Origin of the sequence: uncultured Comamonas sp. (genome assembly GCF_964277875.1) — a bacterium.
Taxonomy (GTDB): Bacteria; Pseudomonadota; Gammaproteobacteria; order Burkholderiales; family Burkholderiaceae_C; genus Comamonas; species Comamonas sediminis.
Map to the genome: position 1 here is coordinate 25,016 of NZ_CAXYJV010000027.1, position 21,353 is coordinate 46,368.

Annotated in this window: 12 protein-coding genes and 1 riboswitch; of the genes, 3 read left to right on the forward strand and 9 right to left on the reverse strand. The window is 65.3% G+C overall.

Annotation, left to right across the window (positions count from 1 at the left end):
• Positions 1-5 precede the first annotated feature (5 nt).
• A complete protein-coding gene (locus tag ACHWUQ_RS10135) occupies positions 6-830 on the reverse strand; it encodes an ABC transporter substrate-binding protein (protein ID WP_394681043.1) in 825 nt (274 codons plus the stop codon).
• A 240-nt stretch (positions 831-1,070) separates the two neighbouring features.
• Here ACHWUQ_RS10135 and ACHWUQ_RS10140 point away from each other — a divergent pair, with 240 nt between their 5' ends.
• Positions 1,071-1,676, forward strand: a complete 606-nt coding sequence (locus tag ACHWUQ_RS10140) for a DUF4304 domain-containing protein (protein ID WP_394681044.1) — start codon at positions 1,071-1,073, stop codon at positions 1,674-1,676.
• 46 nt (positions 1,677-1,722) lie between these two features.
• Here ACHWUQ_RS10140 and ACHWUQ_RS10145 read toward each other — a convergent pair whose 3' ends face one another.
• The 3 genes from ACHWUQ_RS10145 to metH form a co-directional block, all read right to left on the reverse strand.
• The gene (locus ACHWUQ_RS10145) at positions 1,723-3,072 is read right to left on the reverse strand and encodes a type II toxin-antitoxin system HipA family toxin (RefSeq protein ID WP_394681045.1); all 1,350 of its coding nucleotides are present in this window, start codon (positions 3,070-3,072) and stop codon (positions 1,723-1,725) included.
• A 3-nt stretch (positions 3,073-3,075) separates the two neighbouring features.
• Positions 3,076-3,351: a helix-turn-helix domain-containing protein gene (locus ACHWUQ_RS10150; protein WP_369460631.1), complete on the reverse strand. Its 276-nt coding sequence runs from the start codon at positions 3,349-3,351 to the stop codon at positions 3,076-3,078.
• 127 nt (positions 3,352-3,478) lie between these two features.
• Entirely contained in the window at positions 3,479-6,247 is a 2,769-nt protein-coding gene (gene metH / locus ACHWUQ_RS10155) for a methionine synthase (RefSeq protein ID WP_312461892.1), read from the reverse strand.
• Positions 6,248-6,282: 35 nt separating this feature from the next.
• Positions 6,283-6,393, reverse strand: a riboswitch (S-adenosyl-L-homocysteine riboswitch).
• 225 nt (positions 6,394-6,618) lie between these two features.
• Here metH and gltS point away from each other — a divergent pair.
• Positions 6,619-7,857: a sodium/glutamate symporter gene (gene gltS, locus ACHWUQ_RS10160; protein WP_312836113.1), complete on the forward strand. Its 1,239-nt coding sequence runs from the start codon at positions 6,619-6,621 to the stop codon at positions 7,855-7,857.
• A gap of 69 nt (positions 7,858-7,926) precedes the next feature.
• Here the strand turns inward: gltS and ACHWUQ_RS10165 are convergent, their stop codons facing one another.
• On the reverse strand, positions 7,927-8,382 hold the full coding sequence (locus ACHWUQ_RS10165; protein ID WP_239810141.1) for a PACE efflux transporter: 456 nt from the start codon (positions 8,380-8,382) through the stop codon (positions 7,927-7,929).
• 68 nt (positions 8,383-8,450) lie between these two features.
• Here ACHWUQ_RS10165 and ACHWUQ_RS10170 point away from each other — a divergent pair, with 68 nt between their 5' ends.
• Positions 8,451-9,392: a LysR family transcriptional regulator gene (locus ACHWUQ_RS10170; protein ID WP_239810140.1), complete on the forward strand. Its 942-nt coding sequence runs from the start codon at positions 8,451-8,453 to the stop codon at positions 9,390-9,392.
• On the opposite strand, the gene ACHWUQ_RS10175 is transcribed toward ACHWUQ_RS10170, so the two are convergent.
• The 4 genes from ACHWUQ_RS10175 to ACHWUQ_RS10190 all read right to left on the reverse strand — a co-directional run bounded on the left by ACHWUQ_RS10175 (position 9,389) and on the right by ACHWUQ_RS10190 (position 21,353).
• On the reverse strand, positions 9,389-12,775 hold the full coding sequence (locus tag ACHWUQ_RS10175; RefSeq protein ID WP_394681046.1) for a mechanosensitive ion channel domain-containing protein: 3,387 nt from the start codon (positions 12,773-12,775) through the stop codon (positions 9,389-9,391). The genes ACHWUQ_RS10170 and ACHWUQ_RS10175 overlap by 4 nt on opposite strands.
• Positions 12,776-12,849: 74 nt before the next feature.
• Complete coding sequence (locus tag ACHWUQ_RS10180; RefSeq protein ID WP_394681047.1) at positions 12,850-18,351, reverse strand: DNA repair ATPase; 5,502 nt, start codon at positions 18,349-18,351, stop codon at positions 12,850-12,852.
• A 149-nt stretch (positions 18,352-18,500) separates the two neighbouring features.
• Positions 18,501-20,591 (reverse strand): hypothetical protein, encoded by a 2,091-nt coding sequence (locus tag ACHWUQ_RS10185; RefSeq protein ID WP_394681048.1) that lies wholly within the window; start codon positions 20,589-20,591, stop codon positions 18,501-18,503.
• A gap of 78 nt (positions 20,592-20,669) precedes the next feature.
• Entirely contained in the window at positions 20,670-21,353 is a 684-nt protein-coding gene (locus ACHWUQ_RS10190; RefSeq protein WP_312414259.1) for a ubiquinone biosynthesis protein UbiH, read from the reverse strand.

A 21,353-nucleotide genomic window follows, 5' to 3' on the forward strand; every position in this document is an offset into this window, starting at 1 on the left:
GGTGCTTATTGCTTGTCGCCGATCTTGAAGTTGCGCACCAGCGGCGTCGCGCTGTGCGGCCCGAACCAGGTGTCGTAGATCTTGCCGGCCTGGCCGCTGGCCTCCAGCTCCTTCAACGCGGTGTTGACGAAATCGGTCAATGCCGCTTCCCCCTTCGGAATGCCCACGCCAATGTAGTCGCTGGAGATCGTGAACGCCGGCACCTCCCACTTGTCGCGCTCCTTCTTGTCCTTGATGGTGGCCAGCAGGCCGACCAGCTTGGGGCCGTCTTGCGAGATGGCCTGCACATTGCCATTGCGCAGCGCGGTGAACGCAAACGGCGTGTCGTCGTAGGCCACCAAGGTGGCCTGCGGGTGCTTCTCGCGCAACACGATCTCGTTGGTGGTGCCCTTGTCCACGCCAATGCGCAGCTGGTTCAGCTGCTCGGGCGAAGTCAACGTGCCCTTGGCGGCGATGAACTGGGTGCCCGAGGCAAAGTAGGGAACGCTGAAGCCCACCTGCTTGGCACGCTCGTCGGTGATCGTGAAATTGGCCAGCACCAGATCGACCTTGTTCGACAGCAGCAGCGGCACGCGGTTGGCCGGGTTGGTCGGCACCAGCTGCAGCTTGACCCCCAGGCGCTGCGCAAAGGCCTGCGCATAGTCCACATCCAGGCCCACGATCTTGCGGGTCTTGGGATCGACAAAACCAAACGGTGGATTGGCATCGAAGGCTGCCACGCGCAGCACCCCTGCCTGCTTGATATCCTGCAGGCGATCCGCCCACACCGCCCCCGATGCCAGTGCTGCGACCGCAGCGGTCGCCACCATCGCCCATACCTTGTTTTTCATAGCTATGCTTTCTGAGATCGCCTCGCCAGGGCACCATGCCCTTGCCAGCGAAACCTTGACTGAGGACCCAGTGTAGAAATGCATAGCGTCGTCAGGCAACGACGATTTCATTCAATCGATATGTAGATTCCGCATGTAGCGATCGACGACAAAGCAAGCCATCCAGAACCGTTTATAAGCTGGGAAGCGCTGCGGACCCCCGGTCTGCACCATCCACCCGAACACCCACCAGCCACAGCCATGGACCGTAAAACGATTACCAGCGAACTGCGTGCGCAGTTCTTTCCGCTGCTGCAGGCCACCGGCTTTGTGCGCCAAGGCGATATCGCCCGGCGTGTGCTGGACGGCAGTGTGGTGCACATCGTCGAGATCCAGCACCGCCCGCGCAGCGCAGTGTTCCAGGTCAACCTGGGGGCCCATCTGTTGGCGCTGGGCGATGTGGCCGGCGGCACCCTGCCCGCGCCGCAAACCATGCGCGACCATGACTGCGCCTGGCGCGGCTCGGTCATCGCCGGCTTTCGCAACGCCACAGACGCCGAGTTGGCCTACGGCGCCAGCGCACACGAGGCGGCCGAATCGGTGGCCTTTCTGGTGTCGGAATGGCAGCGGCAGTCCCAGGCCTTTTTTGCGCCTTTCAGCGACTATCCCGCATCGTTGCTGGCCGCCGCCCGGCAGGCTGCGCAGGACCGGGAGAGGCACCCCGCCCACCTGCTCACCTGGGCCCGGGTCGCCGCGCTGCTGGGTGAGGCTGCACTGGCACAGTCCATCGCCCAGGCAGCGCTGCCCCGGGTGCCGGAGCGCGCTACTTCGCTGCGTGCGAAGCTGGAGGCTGTTTTGGCGGGTTGAGCTATGCAACGATGGGGCGAGCGCTGCCGTGGCTCAACACGGCAGCTCAGTCATGCACTTTGCCCAGGCGGTTCGCTGCGTCTTGCAGGCCATGGAATATGGCCGTTGACACGCTCTCCGGAAAGTCAGGGGGCAGCTGTTTTTCGACGCGTGCAATCACGTCCGGAGTCATCTCTACCACCTGGTCGATGATTGTTCGCACATCCAAGCCTTGGGGCGAGCGGATGCCATAGCGCTCGCCAACAGCCTCCCAGTGGCGGCGCATGATCTTGTTCATGTGCCAGTGCGCATTTTTGGAACGCACGGCCATGGCCATGCGCGCCTTGTGGGGCGACAACTTGCCAGGCCCGGCTCCCAAAATCGGGTAAGCCGAGATCACGTCATACAGCGGCGTCATCTCGAACACACCCTGGGGGCGCAAAAAGATGCTGAAGTTCTTGGCATGGCCGTCAGTGCCGCACAGCATCCAAAACAACAGCTGTGCCATGAAGAACTGGAACCGGTCTGTTGCTGGATTTCTGGATCTCATCAGCAAATTCATGATGGTGTCGACGCCGGGCCCGCCATCACTCTCGTATTTGAGAATCGGAGAGACGCCGCTGGCCTGGCACATGTCCTCCTGCGGAATCCGCACCAGGACTTTCTCCTGCCATACGCTCCGGTCAAAGCGTTCCACGGCCAACACCTTCTGGTCTTCAAAGCGCAGCATGTCGCAGCGCGCAATCGGAATCCCAAAGGCGGCCACCAGCTTTGAACACAGCCATTCGTTCTCCACCGAGTGGCGCATGTCGATCTGCATATTGCCAATCAGACCCAGCGGCAATTTCAGGATGTGTGAAGTGGGTGTTGCACCCAGGGGCCTGCACCATTGGCCAGCCCAGTAAAGCAGCGCGGTTTTCTCCTGTGCCCCGGCAATCGAGATCCGGAAATCGTCGTCGTCCAGACCGCCATCGCCGGACTGCGTCGGGCTCACTACCGCGCGAACCAGGCGTGCCACATCCGCCTCACTCAGCACCTCGTACTGCATCTCTGGCTCTTCGGGGGGCGCCTCACCAGCGGGCAGGATCTGCAATGCGCCAACGCAGTCTCTGCCGATTTCCCGCAACAGCGCATTGGGGTCTGTAGCACCCACTTTGTAGCGGCGCGCGATGCGCTCCAAAATCTGCTCATTGTCCGGCAGCAGATTCTGGAAATAGAAGCGCACCGCCTCGCCTTTGTGCGGACCATTTCCCGGTGTGAAGGGCAGTGACAAGGACAAGGGCCGGCGCAAAGCCACATCATGCACCCAGGCGTCGTCGTACTGCAGAACATCGTTGCCCGCCTCGATGCGCCATGTCCCGACACGGTGACCGTTCATCCAGAGGCCCAGGGCTTTGTTATGGCCAACGCTGCGCATGGCTTACCAGCTATCGAGTGTCAGCAGTTCACGGCCGGTGTCCGGAGACGGAGACGCGGCCGGCCGGGCGCGCAATACCAGATCCACGCCCAGGATGCCCATCAGCTTCATCAAGCGCTCAGCGCTGACCGACTCGGCATTGCGCTCCATGGCCGAGACCGTCTGCTGGGTGACCCCCAGACGCATGGCCACATCCGCCTGGGTCAGCTTGGCGGTCTTGCGAAAGGCTTTGAGCAGCGTCGGCAACTGTGCCGTCGTGCGTACGGTGAATTCTTCCATGGCGCGTTCCCCTGCAATCAGCAGAAAAACACACTATACGCTGTATTTTAGATTTACAAAATATAGGCTGTATTTTCAAAATACAAGTCTTGGTTTGTATTTCCGTTTTACGGCCTATGGCTTGTATTTATGCCAGATTCGGCGCCAGCGCCCGGCGCAGCACTTCGATGTCCATGCCCCGGCGCTCTGCCATATCGGCCAGTTGGTCTTCACCGATTTCGCCGACGTTGAAGTACACCGCTTCGGGGTAGCCCAGGTAGAAGCCGCTGACGCTGGAGGCGGGGAACATGGCCAGGCTCTCGGTCAGGTGCATGCCGATATCGGCGGCGTCCAGCGCCTTGAACAGGTCGATCTTGGCGGTGTGGTCAGGGCAGGCGGGGTAGCCGGGAGCAGGGCGCACGCCCTGGTATTTTTCCTTGATCAGCTCCTCGTTGCTCAGCTGCTCGCCGGCGGCGTAGCCCCAGAGGTCCTTGCGCACGCGCAGGTGCAGGCATTCGGCAAAGGCTTCGGCCAGGCGGTCGGCCAGGGCCTTGAACATGATGCCGCTGTAGTCGTCCAGCGCGGCTTCAAATTCCTGGTCCTTCTTCTCGGCTCCGATGCCGGCGGTGACCGCAAACAGGCCGGCGTAATCGCCAATGCCCGATTCCTTGCTGGCCACAAAGTCGGAAAGGCAGCGGCTCGGGCGCATTACGGGCCGGCCATCCGGGCCGTCCACCGCCTGCTTTTCGGTTTGCTGGCGCATGCCGTACCAGGTCAGCAGCTCGGTGCTGCGCGACTCATCGGTATAGAACACGATGTCGTCACCCACCCGGTTGGCGGGGAACAGGCCCATCACGCCATTGGCCTGCAGCCAGCGGCCTTCGATGATCTTCTTGAGCATGGCCTGGGCATCGGCGAGCACCTTGCGCGCCTCCACACCCACGACCTCATCGTCAAGGATGGCGGGGTACGGGCCGGCCAGGTCCCAGGTCTGGAAGAACGGGCCCCAGTCGATGTACTGGGCGATCTCGGCCAGGTCGAAGTTCTTGAACACGCGGCGGCCCAAAACGCGGGGCGTGACGGGCGGGTGTGCGGCAAAGTCCACCGGGGTCGCATTGGCGCGGGCCTGTGCCAGGGTCCACAGCGGTGTCTTCTTCTTGTTGGCGTGCTGGGTGCGCACCTTGTCGTAGTCGGCCTCGACCTCCTGCAGGTAGCGGTCCTTGTTCTCGCCGAGCAGGCTCTGGGCCACGCTCACACTGCGCGAGGCATCGGGCACATAGAGCACCGGGCCTTCGTACTTGGGGGCGATCTTCACGGCGGTATGCACGCGTGAGCAGGTGGCGCCGCCGATCAGCAGCGGGATCTTTTTGACACGGAAATAGTCGTCCTTGTGCATCTCGCCGGCCACGTACTGCATCTCTTCCAGGCTGGGCGTGATCAGACCCGACAGGCCGATGATGTCGGCGCCCTCGGCCTTGGCCCGGGCCAGGATCTCGTGGCAGGGCACCATCACGCCCATGTTGATGACCTCGAAGTTATTGCACTGCAGCACCACGGTGACGATGTTCTTGCCGATGTCATGCACATCGCCCTTGACGGTGGCGATAACGATCTTGCCCTTGCTCGAGACATCCATGCCAGCCGCTTCCTGCTGGCGCTTTTCCTCCTCGATGTAGGGCACCAGGTGAGCGACGGCCTGCTTCATCACGCGGGCCGACTTGACCACCTGGGGCAGGAACATCTTGCCGGCGCCAAACAGGTCGCCGACGATGTTCATGCCGTCCATCAGCGGCCCTTCGATCACATGCAGCGGGCGGCCACCGCCTTGCACGACGATCTGCTGGTAGGCCTCTTCGGTGTCTTCGGTGATGAAGTCGGTGATGCCATGCACCAGCGCATGCGACAGGCGCTCGTTCACGGTCTTCGGGCTCTCGGGCGTGCCACGCCACTCCAGCTTCTTGCTGTCGTCCTTGGCGCCGCTCTTGGCGCTGTCAGCCACTTCCACCAAGCGCTCGCCGGCGTCGGGGCGGCGGTTCAGCACCACGTCCTCGACGCGTTCGCGCAGCACCGGCTCCAGGTCGTCATAAACGCCGACCATGCCGGCGTTGACAATGCCCATGTCCATGCCCGCCTGGATCGCGTGGTAGAGGAACACCGTGTGGATCGCCTCACGCACCGGGTCGTTGCCACGGAACGAGAACGACACGTTGGACACGCCGCCGCTCACCTTGGCGCCGGGCAGGTTCTGCTTGATCCAGCGCGTCGCCTCGATGAAGTCCACGCCATAGTTGTTGTGCTCTTCGATGCCGGTGGCCACGGCAAAGATGTTCGGGTCGAAGATGATGTCCTCGGGCGGGAAACCCACCTCGTCGACCAGGATGCGGTAGGCACGCTCGCAGATCTCGATCTTGCGCTCGTAGGTGTCGGCCTGGCCTTTTTCGTCAAAGGCCATGACCACGGCCGCCGCGCCATAGCGCTTGACCAGACGCGCATGCTTCTTGAACTCGTCCACCCCCTCCTTCATCGAGATGGAGTTGACGATGCCCTTGCCCTGGATGCAGCGCAGGCCCGCCTCGATCACCTCCCATTTGGAGCTGTCGACCATGATGGGCACGCGGGCGATATCGGGCTCGGAGGCGATCAGGTTCAGAAAGCGCACCATCGCGGCCTTGCTGTCGAGCATGGCCTCGTCCATGTTCACGTCGATCACCTGGGCGCCGTTTTCCACCTGCTGGCGCGCAACGGCCAGCGCTTCTTCGTACTGCTCGTTGAGAATCAGGCGCGCAAAGGCCTTGGAGCCCGTCACGTTGGTGCGCTCACCGACGTTGACAAACAGGCTGTCCTCGCCAACAAACACGGGCTCCAGGCCCGACAGGCGCATGGGAGGAACGGAAACGGGGACGGCAGACGCAGACATGGGGCTCACCTGTAAAAACCAGAAAACAGAGACAGAACAGGTGAGCGCCGTTGATGCGGGCCATGCGAAATCAGCCCGTCGACCTGCCCCAAGCCTGACAGGCCTGTGGTGGTTACCACTGGCCAGCTGCAGCGCTCCTTGGAACAAGGCCCTGCATTTTAAGCCAGCCCAGGCGCGTAAGCACAGGCGGGGGGACTTGTCCATAGCCATAAACACCACTCACGAACGTTGGTTATAGCCTTATTAAATTAAACGATGCATCAGCTTTCACCCATATTGCAGCACTTTGCTGGCAACCTGCGTGAACGTCTACGCAACGCCGGCTTTCTGTGTTTAACCAGGTCAAGGCCTGCGATTTGAGGAGAATTCCCTTGCATCTGAGTTTCGGTGCTTACTACACGCTGATCTTTGCCGTCCTCGTGCTCTTGCTAGGCAAGCTGCTGACGCGGCACATCCGCTTTCTGCGTGACTTCAACATCCCCGAGCCGGTCTCCGGCGGCCTGGTGGTCGCGGCCATCATCTTTGCGCTGCACCAGGCCACCGGTCTGACGCTGGCCTTTGCCAGCGGCATGCAGACCACCTTCATGCTGGTGTTCTTCTCGTCGATCGGGCTGAGCGCCAACTTTGCCAAGCTCCGTGAGGGCGGCATGGGCCTGGTGGTGTTTCTGGGCGTGATCGTTGCCTTTATCTTTGTGCAAAACGGCGTGGGCGTCGGCCTGGCCACGTTGCTGGGGCTGGACCCGCTGATTGGCCTGGTCGCAGGCTCGATCACCCTGCTGGGCGGCCACGGCACTGCGGGCGCCTGGGGTTCGGTGCTGGAGAACCAATACGGCCTGAGCGGTGCCACCGCGTTGGGCATTGCCTGCGCCACCTTTGGCCTGGTCATTGGCGGCCTGCTCGGCGGCCCGTTGGCCAAGCGCCTGATCACCCGCCACCAGCTGGCCCAGCCACGCAGCCTGGCAGACGCGCAGACCGGCGCGCACGGCAGCGCCAGCGAAGGCACGGAGCCTGCCAACTTTGAAACGCCCAATACCGCCCCGCGCCTGATCACGGCCGAGGCGGCCATCGAGACCCTGGCACTGTTTGCCGGTTGCCTGGCCTTTGCCGAGTTCATGACCAGCGCCACCCAGGGCACCAAGCTGCAGCTGCCCACCTTTGTCTGGGCGCTGGGCGGCGGCGTGGTGATCCGCAATGTGCTCGACTATGGTTTTGGCTTCAAGGTGTTTGACCGCGCCATCGATGTGTTCGGCAACGCCGGCCTGTCGATCTACCTGGCCATTGCGCTGCTGTCGCTCAAGCTGTGGGAGCTGGCCGATCTGGCCGGGCCGCTGATGCTCATCCTGGCCGTGCAGACCGTGGCACTGGCGCTGTTTGCCGTCTTCGTCACCTTCCGTACGATGGGCCGCAACTACGATGCGGCCGTGCTGGCCGCCGGCCACTGCGGCTTTGGCATGGGCGCCACGCCCACCGCTGTTGCCAACATGCAGGCCATCACCAGCCAGTACGGCCCGTCGCACAAGGCCTTTCTGATCGTGCCGTTGGTGGGCGCGTTCTTTATCGACATCATCAACGCCTTTGTGCTGCAGCTGATGATTGCCTGGATACGCTGAGGCCGGGGCCATAGACAAGCGGGGCGTCGTGTTACCACGACGCCCCGCTGCGTTTTCAGACCGGGGAGGTCACTGCGCCGATTGCGGCAGGCCAAACAGACGGTCGAATGACCAGTTGAACACAAAGGTGTAGACCAGGAAGAAAAGCAGCAGGCCGATGTCCATCACCAGGGCTTCCCAGAGGCTGACGTCGAACCACCAGGCAAACAGCGGCACGAGCATGAAGACGAGGCCCCCTTCCATGCCCAGCGCATGCGCAATGCGGCGGCCCAGGCCGCGCCCGCGGGTGGGTTGGGTGGCTTCCCAGCGCTCGAACAGATGGTTCCAGACGACATTCCACACAATCGCGATGGCCGACGATGCAGCGGCCACCACGCCCGAGTGCGCTGCGCCCTGGCCCGACAAGGCCGACAGGCCTGCCGTGGCGGCCACTATCGCAATTGCTTCGTACAAGGCCACATAGACCACGCGCCGCATCGGCCCCTGCAGGGACCAGGGGCTGTTTTGTATTTTTTGAACTGACATGGGGCGCTATCTTATGTGTCATGAACTGATAACATAAGTCAGAATCTTTCAGAAAAACTGATACATCAATGCGCAGCGCTTTTGCCCCGTTCGACTCCGACACCATCCAGACCTTGCTGGCCGTGCTCGACCATGGCAGCTTTTCGGCCGCCGCCCGGGCGCTGGGCAAGGTGCCCTCGGCCGTCAGCATGCAGATCGCCCAGCTCGAGGCCGAGCTGCAGATGCCGCTGTTTGCCCGCGACGGCCGCGAGCCCCGGCCGCTGCCCGCCGCGCTGGCCCTGGAGCCGCAGGCGCGTCTGTTGGCCGCGCAGCTGCAGCAGCTCAATGCCCATGCGCTGGCGCTGGAGCAAGGGCTGGAATCACGGCTGACCTTGGCGATCGCGCCGGAGTTGCTGTCCGCCCCCTGGGCGGCGCCGCTGGCCGCGCTCGCGCAGGAATACCCGCAGCTGGCCATCGAAGTGCTCACCGCCCCCCAGGCCGATGCGCTGACCATGCTGCACAGCGGCCGTGCGCAGCTGGCACTGGTGTTTGAGCGGCCCAGCCTCGATGGCCGCGAAGGCTTTCAGGAAGTGGCGACCGAGACCTTGCTGGCCGTCATCGCCCCCAGCCACCCGCTGATGCAGTCGCTGCACCAGGGGCCGCTACCGGATGAGCCGGCCCGGCCCCAGCTGCGCGAGCACCACCTGACCAATACCCGGCAGATCATCGTTGCCAGCCGCGACTGGACGCTGGACCCTGAGCGCCTGGTCTATGCCCGCGATGTCTGGCGCACTGACAACCATGTGGCCGCGTTGCAGATGGTCAGCGCCGGCATTGGCTGGGGCTGGCTGCCCCAGCCGCTGGTGGCGCCGCTGCTGCAATCGGGCGCGCTGGTGGCGATGGAGTTTGCCAACCTCAGCAATGGCGCACAGCTCTATGTGGACGTGGTCTGGTCCAAGGAGCACCCGATGGGCCTGGCCGCCAAGCGCTTTGTGGCGCTGGTGCAGGCCGCTGCTTCGCCAACCCCTTAAGTGCGCTGGGCCTGCTGCGGTGCAGCCGGGGCGGGCGGCAGATCGCGCACATGGATGTCCATCTGCGGGAAGGCCACTGCAATGCCGGCCGCCTTCAGGCGGGCATTGATGCTGCGGTTGAGGTCGTTGCGCACCGGCAGGCGGTCGTCCACCGCGCCCACGTAGACGCGCAGCTCGAACTTCTGGCCCTGGCCTTCGAGCGCCATGAACCAGCAGTTGGCCTCGGGCTCGCGCAGCACCTTGGGATGCTCGGCCGCAATCGCCAGTAGCATGCGCTGCACCTCGGCGGGGTCGCTGCCATGGGCCACGGACACATCGATGATCAGACGGGTCACATCGTCGCTCAAAGTCCAGTTGGTCACCTGGCCGGTGATGAAGGTCTTGTTCGGGATGACGATTTCCTGGTTGTCGAAATCGAGCACCGTGGTCGCACGGGTGCGGATGCGCGTGACGGTGCCGGTGTGCTGGTTGATGGTGATCACATCGCCGACCCGGAAGGGCCGCTCGACCAGCAGGATCAGCCCCGAGACGAAGTTCGCAAAAATCTCCTGCAGACCAAAACCCAGACCCACGGTCAGTGCGGCAGCCATCCACTGCAGCTGGCTCCAGCGCAGCCCCAGCAGGGACAGCGCACTCACGGTGCCGGCAATGGTGATGCCGTAGCGCGCAAGGGTCGCCATCGTGTAGCGGTCCGAGCTGCTGACCCGGCGCGTGCTGGAGAACACCACCTCGACCAGGCCCGGCAGGTTGCGCGTCAGGCTGAAGGTCATCAGCAGAATCAGCGCGCCGATCAGCAGATCCATCAGGCTCACCGGTGCGGGGCGGGCGATACCGCTGGCCTCGGTATTGGTGGTGTACCAGAGCACCACACCTTCAAAGCGCAGCAGCGCCGGCAGCACCGGCGACCAGGCATAGACCAGGCTCAGCGCCACCAGCACCCGCTGGAGCAGGCCCAGCAGGCGGTGCGCCTGCGTGCTCACCGTCACCAGCGCCATCTGGCTTTGCTCATCGGTGGCATTGCTGTTGGCGGTGGCGGGGGTGCCTGTGGCGGCATCGGCCACTGCTGCCGCATTGGCCGCCTGGCGCTGCAGCGCAGCCGCACGCAGGCGGTTGAGCGCCAGCCGGCGCTCACCCAGCAGCAGCCAGCGCCGCAGCAGGCTGACCAGCACCTCCGCTGCCGCCAGGAACACAAAGCTGCTCAGCAGCGCCTGGATCACTTCGGTGGCGGTGTAGACATAGCCCAGCCCGATGCCGGCCAGGGTGACGGCCAGCACCAGCATCACCGCCACGCTCACCACCTGGCTCCAACGCAGCCCCGGGCGCTGCTTGAGCAGGCTTTGGCGCAGGTAGCGGAAGGCCATCCAGGCCAGGCCCAGGGTCAGCACCAGCAGGCACATGCGGCCCCAGGTACTGATGGCCGTGTCGTCGTGGCTGAAAAATGCCAGGCCGCCCAGCAGATCGATGGGCACGATCAGCCAGGTGGCGCGCAGTACCATCTGGCGCAGCACCTGCACGCGCTCGCGCGGCCAGCCAAAGTGCGCCACCGCGAGTCCGCAGGGGCGGAACAGCACGTTCAGCAAGGTCACGACAAACACAAAGGCGCTCAGCTGCTCCAGCGCCTGGCCCAGCGGCTCCAGCGCCACCGGCGCCGCCGCCGATTGCAGCAGGGTGCCCAGCGCGGCGGTCGCAAAACTCCAGGGCAGCGCATACAGCAGGCTCCAGCCCAGCGCCATCAAGGTCAGGCCAAAGTGGTCCTGCGAGAAGTTGTCCACCCGCAGCGCAATGGCCTGCAGCTTCTGCAACGCATAGCGGCGCAGTCCCAGCAGCAGCAGCACGCCGGCGAAGATGCCGGCATAGGTCCAGAGATTGCGCAGCATGCTGTCGCCCAGCACCCGGGCAGTGTTCCACGGCGATGCGCTGGCGCCCTGCTCCAGGCCTGCGCCGTCCGGGCTGCGCAGCACCGAGCGCCACTCGTCCAGCCAGGCACGGCCCATGGCCAGATGGCTGGGGAACCACAGCAACTCCTTGTCCATCACCTGGCGCAGCGCGCTGCCGCTCTTGAGCGTCGACTGCAGCGCAGCATCGGTCTGCTCCAGCACGGCGATGCGCCGCAGCAGCAGCGGCTGGAGCTGGTCGATCAGCGCCGCTTGCTTGGACCACAGCGCGGTGCTTTGGGTGCCGCTGCGCGTGGTCATGCCCGTGTCGCCGCCCCCGCCCACGTTGGCCGTGCCATTGAGGTTGAAGCGCCGCTCGCTGGCGTTGAACAGCGCCAGCCGCAGCTCGGCCAACTGCCGCAAGGTGGCCTTGCGCCGCGCCTGGATGGTGTTGGCCGTCGGAAGCGCCACCCGCTGCTTCCACAGCCACTGGCCTACCGATGCACTGCCGCCCAGGCGCAGGCGCGCCTGCGTGTCGCGCAGCGCAGAGGCCAGCTGGCTCTGGCGGTACTCATCGCTGGCCAGGTCCTGGCGCTCCTGCACCAGGCGGTTGTTGTGCGCGAGGATTTGCTCGGCCAGCGCACTGTTTTGCCGTGCCAGTTCCCGCACGGAAGCGGGCGCCTCGGCCGCATCGTGTTCGGCCGCCTGCGTTTGCTGCACCTGCTGCTCCAGCTGCTGGCGCGCGCGCTCAGCAATGCGCTGGTTCAGCCAGGCCACGCGCGGCGTGCGCTCCAGCAACTCGCGGCGCTGGGTCTGCAGCTGTACATCGAGCTGGCGCTGGCGTGTCTCGATCGTCGATTGTTCTTCCTGGCGCAGCGCCAGCTCCTGCCTGGCGCGGCGGTTCTCAGCACTGCGGCGCAGCTGGCGCGCCTGGGTCAGCGCACTCGATTCGCCCGGCTCGGCCGCTAGCGGCGTGGCCGTTTCCTGCACCCGTTGCTGCAACGTGGCCAGGTCCGTGCGGCCATTGCCGGGCTGGGCCACCAGGTTCGCCTGTTCGGCCGCCGATTTCTCGATGCCGGACTTGAGCGCGGCGATCGCCTCGCGCTCATCGGTCAGCAGCTTCTCCAGCACTTCCTGGCTGGCATTGGCAGGCACGCGCTCTTCCCAGCGGGCCTGAATCTGGCTCAGCTCCAGGTCGCTCAGCGGCGCAGGGGGCGCTGCGGCCGGCGTCTGGACCCGGCTGCGCAGGCGCTCAAGCGATTGCGCAAGCGCATCGGCCTCCTGCTCGGCCGTCGTGGTGGCCTCGCGCTGCGCCTGGATGGCGCGCTCCTCGTCGCTGCCGCTGCTGCTGGACGAACTGCTCCCTAAGCCCGCCAGCGACGTCAGTGACTGCGCCGACGCCCCCGGCACCCACGGCATCAGGCAGGCGCACAGCACCAGCCACAGGGCCGGCAACCACCAGCGTGGCAGGCCCTGGCGGGCAGAGAAAGAAAGGGGGAAGGCTTGCATCGGCACAGTGTATCGGTATGCGCCCTGCCCCATGGCTAGGACAAAGGCGCTGCTTGCACCTGATAACAAAGCTTTCAAGCCGGCGGGCGCGGGTCCTGCATCCGGTCAAAAGCCTTGTCGATGTCGTCGGCCTGCAAGGTGGGCTGCACCGGCAGGCGGCCGGCGCGCTGCTGGTCGATCTGCTCCTGCAGGCGCGCAGCGACCTGCAGCAGCACCCGGTGCAGGCCCAGCTGCTGGCGCCGGCTCTGGTCCAGGTGCTCGACGACGGGCTGCAAGGACTGCAGCACCAGCTGGCCGAGCTGCTGCACCGCCAGATCCAGCGGCTGTGGGTGGGCCTGGCGGGCCGGCTGTTGCGGCGGTGCACTGTCCAGCACCGCCTGGCGGATGCCATCGAGCGACTGGCGCACCGCCGTTTGCGCCTGGCCCCACTGCGCCAGCATGTGCTGCAGCTCCGCTTGCGCCGCGCTGGCGCCGCTGTGCCGGGCCTGCTGGGCATCGGCCATCGCGCGGGTGGCGGCCACCAGGTCGACCAGCTGGGTCGTCACCCGGGTGGCGGCATCGGCATTGGCGCCGCCGGCGGCCTTCTGGCGCTGGAACTGGGCCTTGATCTCGGCCCAGCGCGCCTGGCCCTGGGCATCGGCGCTGCCACGCAGCTCGGCGAGCTTGAGCAGGTTTTCCTCGGCGCCGCCGGTCAGCATCTGCGCCTCGCCCTGGTAATGGTCGCTCAGCATCTGCGCCATCTCGGCATCGTTCATCACCGGGGTGATCTTCTCGGCCAGCTTGTTCATGTTGCGGTAACTGCCCTGCAGCTTGAACGGTGGCTCGGTGCGGTAGTTGTCGTCCTGCGCAGCGCTGTGGATGTACTGCTGGTTGACCTTGAACACCAGCTCGCGCACCTGCAGCATGCGCTGGAGCACGGCCTCCATCTCGCGCAACTCGGCGGCGGCGTAGTCGTGCGACAGCGCATTGGCCGAGACCTCCTTGCCCTGCACCCGGTCGAGCAGCAGGTACAGGTCCTGCAGGCTGCGCGTGGCCATCGGCGCCAGCACCGCGTTCGAGGTCATGCTGTTTTCGATATAGCTGAGCTTGAAGACCTCGTCCATGCCGCCCAGCACATCGCCCAGGTTGTAGATATCGGCGCGGTTGGCCAGCATGTCCGGGATCTTGAAGACCTCCCCCGACTCGGTATAGGGGTTGCCGGACATGACCACGCAAAAGCGCTTGCCGCGCATGTCATGGGTCTTGGTCTGGCCCCGCCACACGCCTTCGATGCGGCGCGTGCCATCGGACAGCGAGATGAACTTCTGCAAAAACTCGGGGTGCGTGTGCTGGATGTCGTCGATGTACAGCATCACGTTGTTGGCCATCTCCAGCGCCAGGTTGAGCTTGTCCAGCTCCTTGGCCGCCGTCGCGTCGGGCGCCTGCGCCGGGTCAAGCGAGCGCACCGAATGGCCCAGCGCCGGGCCGTTGATCTTCATGAAGATCAGCCCCAGGCGGTTGGCCACGTACTCCATCAACGTGGTCTTGCCGTAGCCGGGCGGCGAGATCATCATCAGCAGGCCCATCTGGTCGGTGCGCTTGTTCTCGCCCACCACGCCGATCTGCTTGGCCAGGTTGTCGCCGATCACCGGCAGGTAGATCTCGTTGATCAGCCGGTTGCGCACAAAGGACGACAGCGGCCGCGCCTTGAACTCCTCCAGCCGGAAGCGCGCCCGGTAGTCGCCCAGCAGCTGCTGGCGCAGCGCCTGGTAGCGTTCCCACTGCGGCACATAGCGGCGGTAGTGGCGCGCCGCGCGCGTGGTCAGCTCGTCGAGTTGGATGTGCATGCAGCCGTCCTCCACCCGGCCGTGCTGCCCCAGCAGGCCCGGCACTTCGCAGCGCAGATCGGCATGGCTGACCTGGTGCGGCAGCTCGCTTTGGCAGACCAGCCAGGCGGCGGCCTCGCTGCAGTACGGCAGCCAGGCGGCGCGCTCGGCCGGCGGCGCAGCCTCGGCCACCGTCTGCAGCCAGTGCAGCGCGCTGCGCCAGCGCTGGGCCAGCGGTGCGGCGCCGCGCTCACGGCTGGCCTGGCCGGCCTCGCTGCCCGCCCAGTAGCGCTGCAGATCGGTCCAGTGCAGCCCCTCCTTGGGGCCGGCCTTGAGCGCCTGCTGCAAGGCAGCCACCACCGCCTGGCTGGCACCCGAGAAATGGAGGCGCAGCGCCTTGTGCGCCAGCTCGGCCTGCAGGTAATCGGCGGCGGCGCGCAGCAGGTTGTCGGCCTCGCTGTCCCACTCACCCTCATCGGGCGCAGCCGCTGACAGCAACGGGCTGGCCGGGTCGGAGCGCAGCAGCGCATCGAGCAGGCCCTGGTCCTGCGCAAAGGCGCGCAGCTGGGCCATGATGTCGGTCTGCAGCGCCAGGCGCTCGGCCTCGCTGCCCAGCAGTTGCTGCATCGCCAGGGCCTGCTGCGCGCGCTCCGGCCAGCGCGCAATGCTGCTGGCCAGCTGCGGCTGCTGGATATGGGCTTGCTGGCTCCAGAACAGCAGCGCCAGGCTGCGTGCCTGCGGCGCATGGCGCAGCACACCGGCGCCATCGGCCAGCGGCACCAGCGCCTGCAGGATCAGCGCCGCATCATGGTCGTGGATGCCGCGCTCATAGCCGTCGCGGTAGCGCGGCGCAGAAAACTCCCGAATCGCCTGGGTCAGCGCCCCGGCATCGGGCAAGAGCTGGCGCAGGCGGTCCTCGCTCCAGCCCTCGCGGCCGGCACGCACGGCCTGCACCACCTCCAGCGCCAGGTACTCCCCCCGGTACATCTCGGCCGATTCGGCGGGCGACGAGGCATCCCAGTAGGCCTGCAGACCGGCCAACTCGGGGTTGTCCACGGGCTCGAAATACTCGGTGCCCACCAGGTGCAGGTAAAGCTGGCCATCGCGGGGCAGCAAGGTCAGGTCCAGATCCTGGTTGCCGACCGAGAAGCGGTGGCGGCCCAGGCGGATCAGCTTGCCATCGCCCTCGTACAGCTCATTGCGGTCCTGCAGCGCGCGGAAGGCCTGGTCGCGCAGCGACTTGATGCGGCTGTCGATGTCATCGGCCTTGACGGGGTCCTGCAGCTCTCCGCGCAGGCGCTGGGCCAGCTCCTTGAGCTTGGCGATGAGCGGGTCGCCTGCGAAGAATGCGTGCAGCGCTTCGGGGCTGGCGATCTTCTCGGTGCGCTTGGGCAGGCCCTGCACAATGCGCAGCGCGGCGTCGAGCACGCCCTGCGCGCGGCGCTGGCGCTCGTCCTGCAGGGACTGCTTGCGCGCCTCGAAGGTCTCCAGCACCTCTTCGCGCTTGGCGATGATGTCCGAGAGAAACTGCGCATGCTCGCCAAACTGGCCCTCGATGTCTTCGAGCTGCACCAGCAAGCGCGCCAGCTGCTCATCGCATTTCTCGGGGGTCTGGGCCAGGTTCAGCCCGCTGACAATGCTCTGCGAGAACAGCGCCAGCTGCGCGGCAAACTGCGCCAGGTTCTCGGCGCTGCCCAGGCCGGACTTGCGCTGCTCGGCCCGGGCCCGCACCTGGTTGAGGCGGGCATAGATGGACGAGATGCGGTCCACCACCGCCGTGCGCTGGGTGGCATCGTCGATCTTGAGGCTGCCCATCAGCTCGGACAGCAGATCGAGCGCGGCCGACATCTGGGCCATCTGCGCCAGCGGCTCGGCCAGCTGCACCACGGTGGTGGCCGCCTGGGCCTGCTGGTCCAGTGCCTGCAGTTGCTCCACATAGGGCTGCATCGCAGCATCGGTGGCAATAAAGCCCGCCGTGCGTTGCGAGACCTCGGCCTGGGCCTCGTCAGCCGTCTGCACCATGGCCTCGATCGCTGCGGCATCGACATAACGCAGCTCGCGCGTGGCCAGCAACTGGCCGCGCAATGCGGCCAGATCGGTCAGCGCGCCTACATAGTCGTCGATGCTGTCGCCATCGGACAGGCGTATCTGCTTGAGCAGCTGCACATGGCGGCTGCTGACCTCACTCATCGCCTTGGCCGAGGCCTGGCGGATACTCTCGACTTTCTCGTACTCGTCCAGCACCGCATCGCCGGTGGCGACGATGCCCAGCAGGTTCTCATGCAGCGCCTGCATGCCCGGGCCGCTGAGCCAGTGGTAGCGCTCGAACAGGCGGCGCGCGGTGTCGATCAGGCGCTCGTAGCGCGGCAGCGATACCTCGGTGGCGGCGATCTCCTTGCGCACGCTGTACAGGTCAGAGATGCCGCTGACCAGCTCGGCATTGCCGATGCGGCCCAGCGCGCTGTCCTTTTGCGGCTGGCGCGCGGCATAGTCGTCCGATGCGAAGGGCGTGCGCCACAGCTGCATCGGGTGCACGCGCGAAGCCTCATTGCTCTCGGCAGCAAAGATGACGATGCGGCCATCGTCCATGCGCGCATAGCCGTGGCCGATGATCGGCGGCTGCAGCGCCCGCTCGATCAGGTTGTACTTGAACAGTGCCATGCGCCCGCTCTCGGGCTCGTAGAACACATAGAGCACGTCCTCACCATTGGGCGAGCGGATGCTGCGGCGGTAGCGCATGCCCTGCATGTTCTGCTCGAAGGCGCGGTGCTCGCCGTTTTGCAGGTAGTAGCCGCCGGGGAAGATGATGCCGTGGTCCTGCGGCAACTGGATGCAGGCTGCGCCAATCGCATCGATGCGCAGCACCTGGCGCGACAAGGTGTTGTAGACCAGATAGCGCCACTGGTCCTCGCGGTAGGGCAGGATCTTGAGCAGGATCAGGCTGCCGACGGCCGCGTATTCAAACACCGCGTCGTCGAGCGACTGGTTCTTCTCCTGCACCGGCTCGCGGTAGATGCCCAGGCCGTCGTTGGTGTTGTTCTCGACCTTGATCGTCAGGTCGCCATCGAGCGTCTCGACAAACACCTTGTCGAGGATGTTGATGTGCGGGTGGCGGCCCTGTACCAGGTGCTCGCGGCCGGCGCGCTGCCATTCGAAATCATGGGGTGCCGGCAGCTCGATGTCACGCTCGCCCCGGTTGTCGATGTAGCGGATCTGCTGGCCATCGGGCGAGACCGACCAGCGGAACACCCGCACATCGCCCAGGCGCTCGCCGATCTGGAAGCTGGCCAGCAGCTTGCCATCGCGCACCGCCAGCTGCATCAGCTTGGTGTGCTTGTAGTAGGCGTAGAGCTCCTGGAAATCCTGGACAAAGCTCTGGATGCCCAGAAAGCTGTCCCTGGTGTCCACCGGTGTGACTTCGTAGCCCTGCTCGCCCTCGTGCAGGCGGTAGAGCGCGAACACATCGTCGATGCGTGTCTCCTGCTTGAGGCCCATGAAGACGTTGTAGCCAAACAGCAGATAACCGCCGACCTGGGCGATGTCGCGGCCCAGGCAGTTGTTTTCGGTGCGCACCCGCATGCGGGCGATGACCTCCATCTGGCTGCGGCCAAACTCCTCCAGCCGTGCTTCATTGAGTTCACGCGCCAGCGTCTCCAGCGCCTGGCCCTGGGCATCGAGCCGCTTGGCCAGCACTTCATAGGAGCCGCCACTGGCGACGGCGTCGTCAACGGCAGAGCGGTCTGGGGAGTCGTTGGATGGGGTAGTGGACATGGCTAGAGCGGCAGAGAATGCGGTGGGGCACGGCAGGCCAGCGCGCGGACTGGGGCCTGCGTTGCAAGAGGGCGGGGCGCCCAGAAGGATCGGGCCGGCCCAAGGTCAGGCCAGACCAGGCAGGGCGCCTGGCCTGGCCTGGTCAGGGTTCAGGACTCGGCCGCCGAAGGGGGCAGGCTCTTCTTGTCCTGGCCACCGCCCAGCAGGTTGCTCAGCGCATCGCTGGGCAGGCCCTTGCCGCCAATGAACTTCTGCAGCAGCTCCTGCACGATGGGGCTCTTGGCCGAGACACCCTCGACCGCCTTGCCGACCGACAGCGCCTTGGCAAAGTTGTTGAAGAAGTCGCCACCGCCGCCGACGATGTCGATATTGGCCTTGGACAGTGCGGCCGACAGCACCTCGGCCTGCTCCTGCGCCACCGTCTTGTTCGCCTCGATGGCAGCGAGCGCCTGCTCGAAGTTCTTCTCCAGCTGCATGCGGAACTCTTCGTGCGAGCGGGCCTGGTCGGACAGCGAGGCCAGCGCGCCGAACTTCTCGGTCAGGCCCTTGGCCTCGGCGAACAGCTTGTCGCGCAGCACATCGGCTTCGGACTGGCCGACATCGCGGGTCACGACGGCCTTGGTGTTGCCCACCTGGGCCTCACCACGGGCCTGCGCCATCAGGCGCTCTTCGAGCACCTTGGCATCGGCCAGGCCCAGCTTCTCGTTGGCATCGGCCTGGGCCTCGATCACGCGCACTTCGGCCAGACCCTTTTCCTCTTCGCCCTTGGCCTGGGCAATGAGCTTTTCCGCAATGATCTTGGCTTGCACCAGGCCTTCGCGCTCGATCGCGGCGGCCGTCACTTCGCGCACTTTGGCATCGGCCAGGCCGGGCGCTGCGCGCTCGACCTCGATGGCCTCGGCCATCTTCTTCTTGGCTTCGGCCGTCTTGCCGGCGGCCTCCAGCTCGGCCTGGGCCAGGGTGGTCACCTCAACGGCCTTGTGGCGCGACGCGGTTTCATCCGCCTCGGCCTTCTTGACCTGGCGCACCAGGTCCTCTTCGGCCTGGGCCTGGGCGGTCAGCACGGTGACCTGCTTCATGCGCTCGGCTTCGGACACCACGCGCACTTCCTTGATGCGTTCCTCTTCCTGGGCCACGCCCTTTTCGACCACCACACGCTCGCGGATGACGTTGGCGATGTTGGCCTTCTCGACTTCGATGGCCTTTTCCTTCTCGATGCGCTGCAGCTCCACCTCGCGCTGGCGCGAGACCACTTCCAGGTCCTTGGCGCGGGTGACCTTTTCGATCTCGATGACCACCGCGCGCTCGCGGTTCTGCTGCGCCACCGCCACTTCACGCTGGCGGTTTTCTTCGCGGATGTCGAGCTGCTCCTGCGTCTGGATGCGGGCCTGCTCGGCCTTGAGGCGCTCCTCTTCCTGCACCTTCTGGGTCTCGGCCTGTTCGCGCGCCTGGATGGTCGCGATCTCGCGCTTCTGGCGCGCTTCAGCATCGGCCTGCTGGCGCTCCAGCGCCAGCATCGCTTCCTTGGTCTCGACGTTCTTCTTGGTCACGGCCAGCTCGGCATTGCGCTCGAGCTCGTTGGTGACGATGTTCTGGTTAGCCGTCAGCTCGGTGATCTTGCGGATACCTTCGGCGTCCAGGATGTTGTTCGGGTCCAGCGAGGCCTTGGAGGTCTGCTCCAGGTAGTCGATGGCCACGTCTTCGAGCACATAGCCGTTGAGATCGTTGCCGATCACATGGATGATCTGGTCGCGGAAATCCTGGCGGTTCTCGAACAGCTTCACAAAGTCGATCTGCTTGCCCACGGTCTTCAAGGCCTCGGAGAACTTGGCATTGAACAACTCGTTGACGGCACCCTTTTCCGAGGCGCGGTCCACGCCGATGGCCTTGGCCACCTTGAGCACGTCGGCAGCGGTCTCGTTGACGCGCAGGTAGAACGCGACGGTGATATCGGCGCGCATGTTGTCGCGGCAGATCAGGCCTTCCTTGCCCCGGCGGTCAATCTCCAAGGTGATCAGCGAGATGCGCATGAACTCCTTCTTGTGGATCACCGGCAGCACCATGCCGCCGGTGAACTTCACCTTGGGCTGCGAGGTGGTGTCGTTGATGATCAAGGCCGTGCCCTGGGGCACCTTGATGTAGAAGGCCTTGACCAGTGCAAACAGGCCCAGGATGACCACGAAGACCGAGCCGATCAGCACCCCGGCAACGATGTACCACTCCATATTTCCCCAATTCATGCGGATCTCCCTATCAATATCAGTCTTTGAAAAATTGCGAATGCGGGCCGCCGCGCTGGCGCGGGCGAGCCGCTCCCATCAAACCGGTGGCAGCAGGCCCGGTATCTCGCTGCCGTCGAACTCAGCCTTGCTGACCACGCGCCAGGCGTTGTGCTCGGGCAAGTGCTCGATCAGCACGATCTCGGTGCCGCGCGGCAGGTCGCGCTCTGGCGAGCGCATCTGCACATTGAGCCCGCCGCCGCCGTCATCGACGCTGCCATAGCCTTGCGTGGCGTTGACCACCCCGCTGCGCACCAGGCCCGTGCGGCCCAGCAGCACCTGGGGGGTCTCGGGCGGCGCAATGCGCGCCACCAGGCCGCGCAGCGGCCGCAGCACCACCACGGTGGCGGCAAAGCCCAGCACCAGCGCAGCCACTGCCAGCGCGCTGCCGATAAGCAGGTTGAGCAGCGCCCAGCCCTCGGGCATGGGCACCAGGTGGCACAGCACATAGGAGGCCAGCCAGGACAGCAGCAGCAACACCGTCAGGATCACGGTGGCCGGAATGCCGCCCAGACCCACCTTGAGCAGCAGGCCGGCCAGCGCGCTGACCGAATGCTCCACGCCATGGGCATGGTCGCTGCCGTCAAACAGCAGCCATTGGTCCAGCGAATCGGTCTCCACCAGGCCGACCAGGGCGATCAGCCAGTACAGCAGCATGCACAGCAGCAATGCGCCGAAGATGAAGGTCGGAAAGCCCAGCGCATAGTGCAGAAATGTCGACAT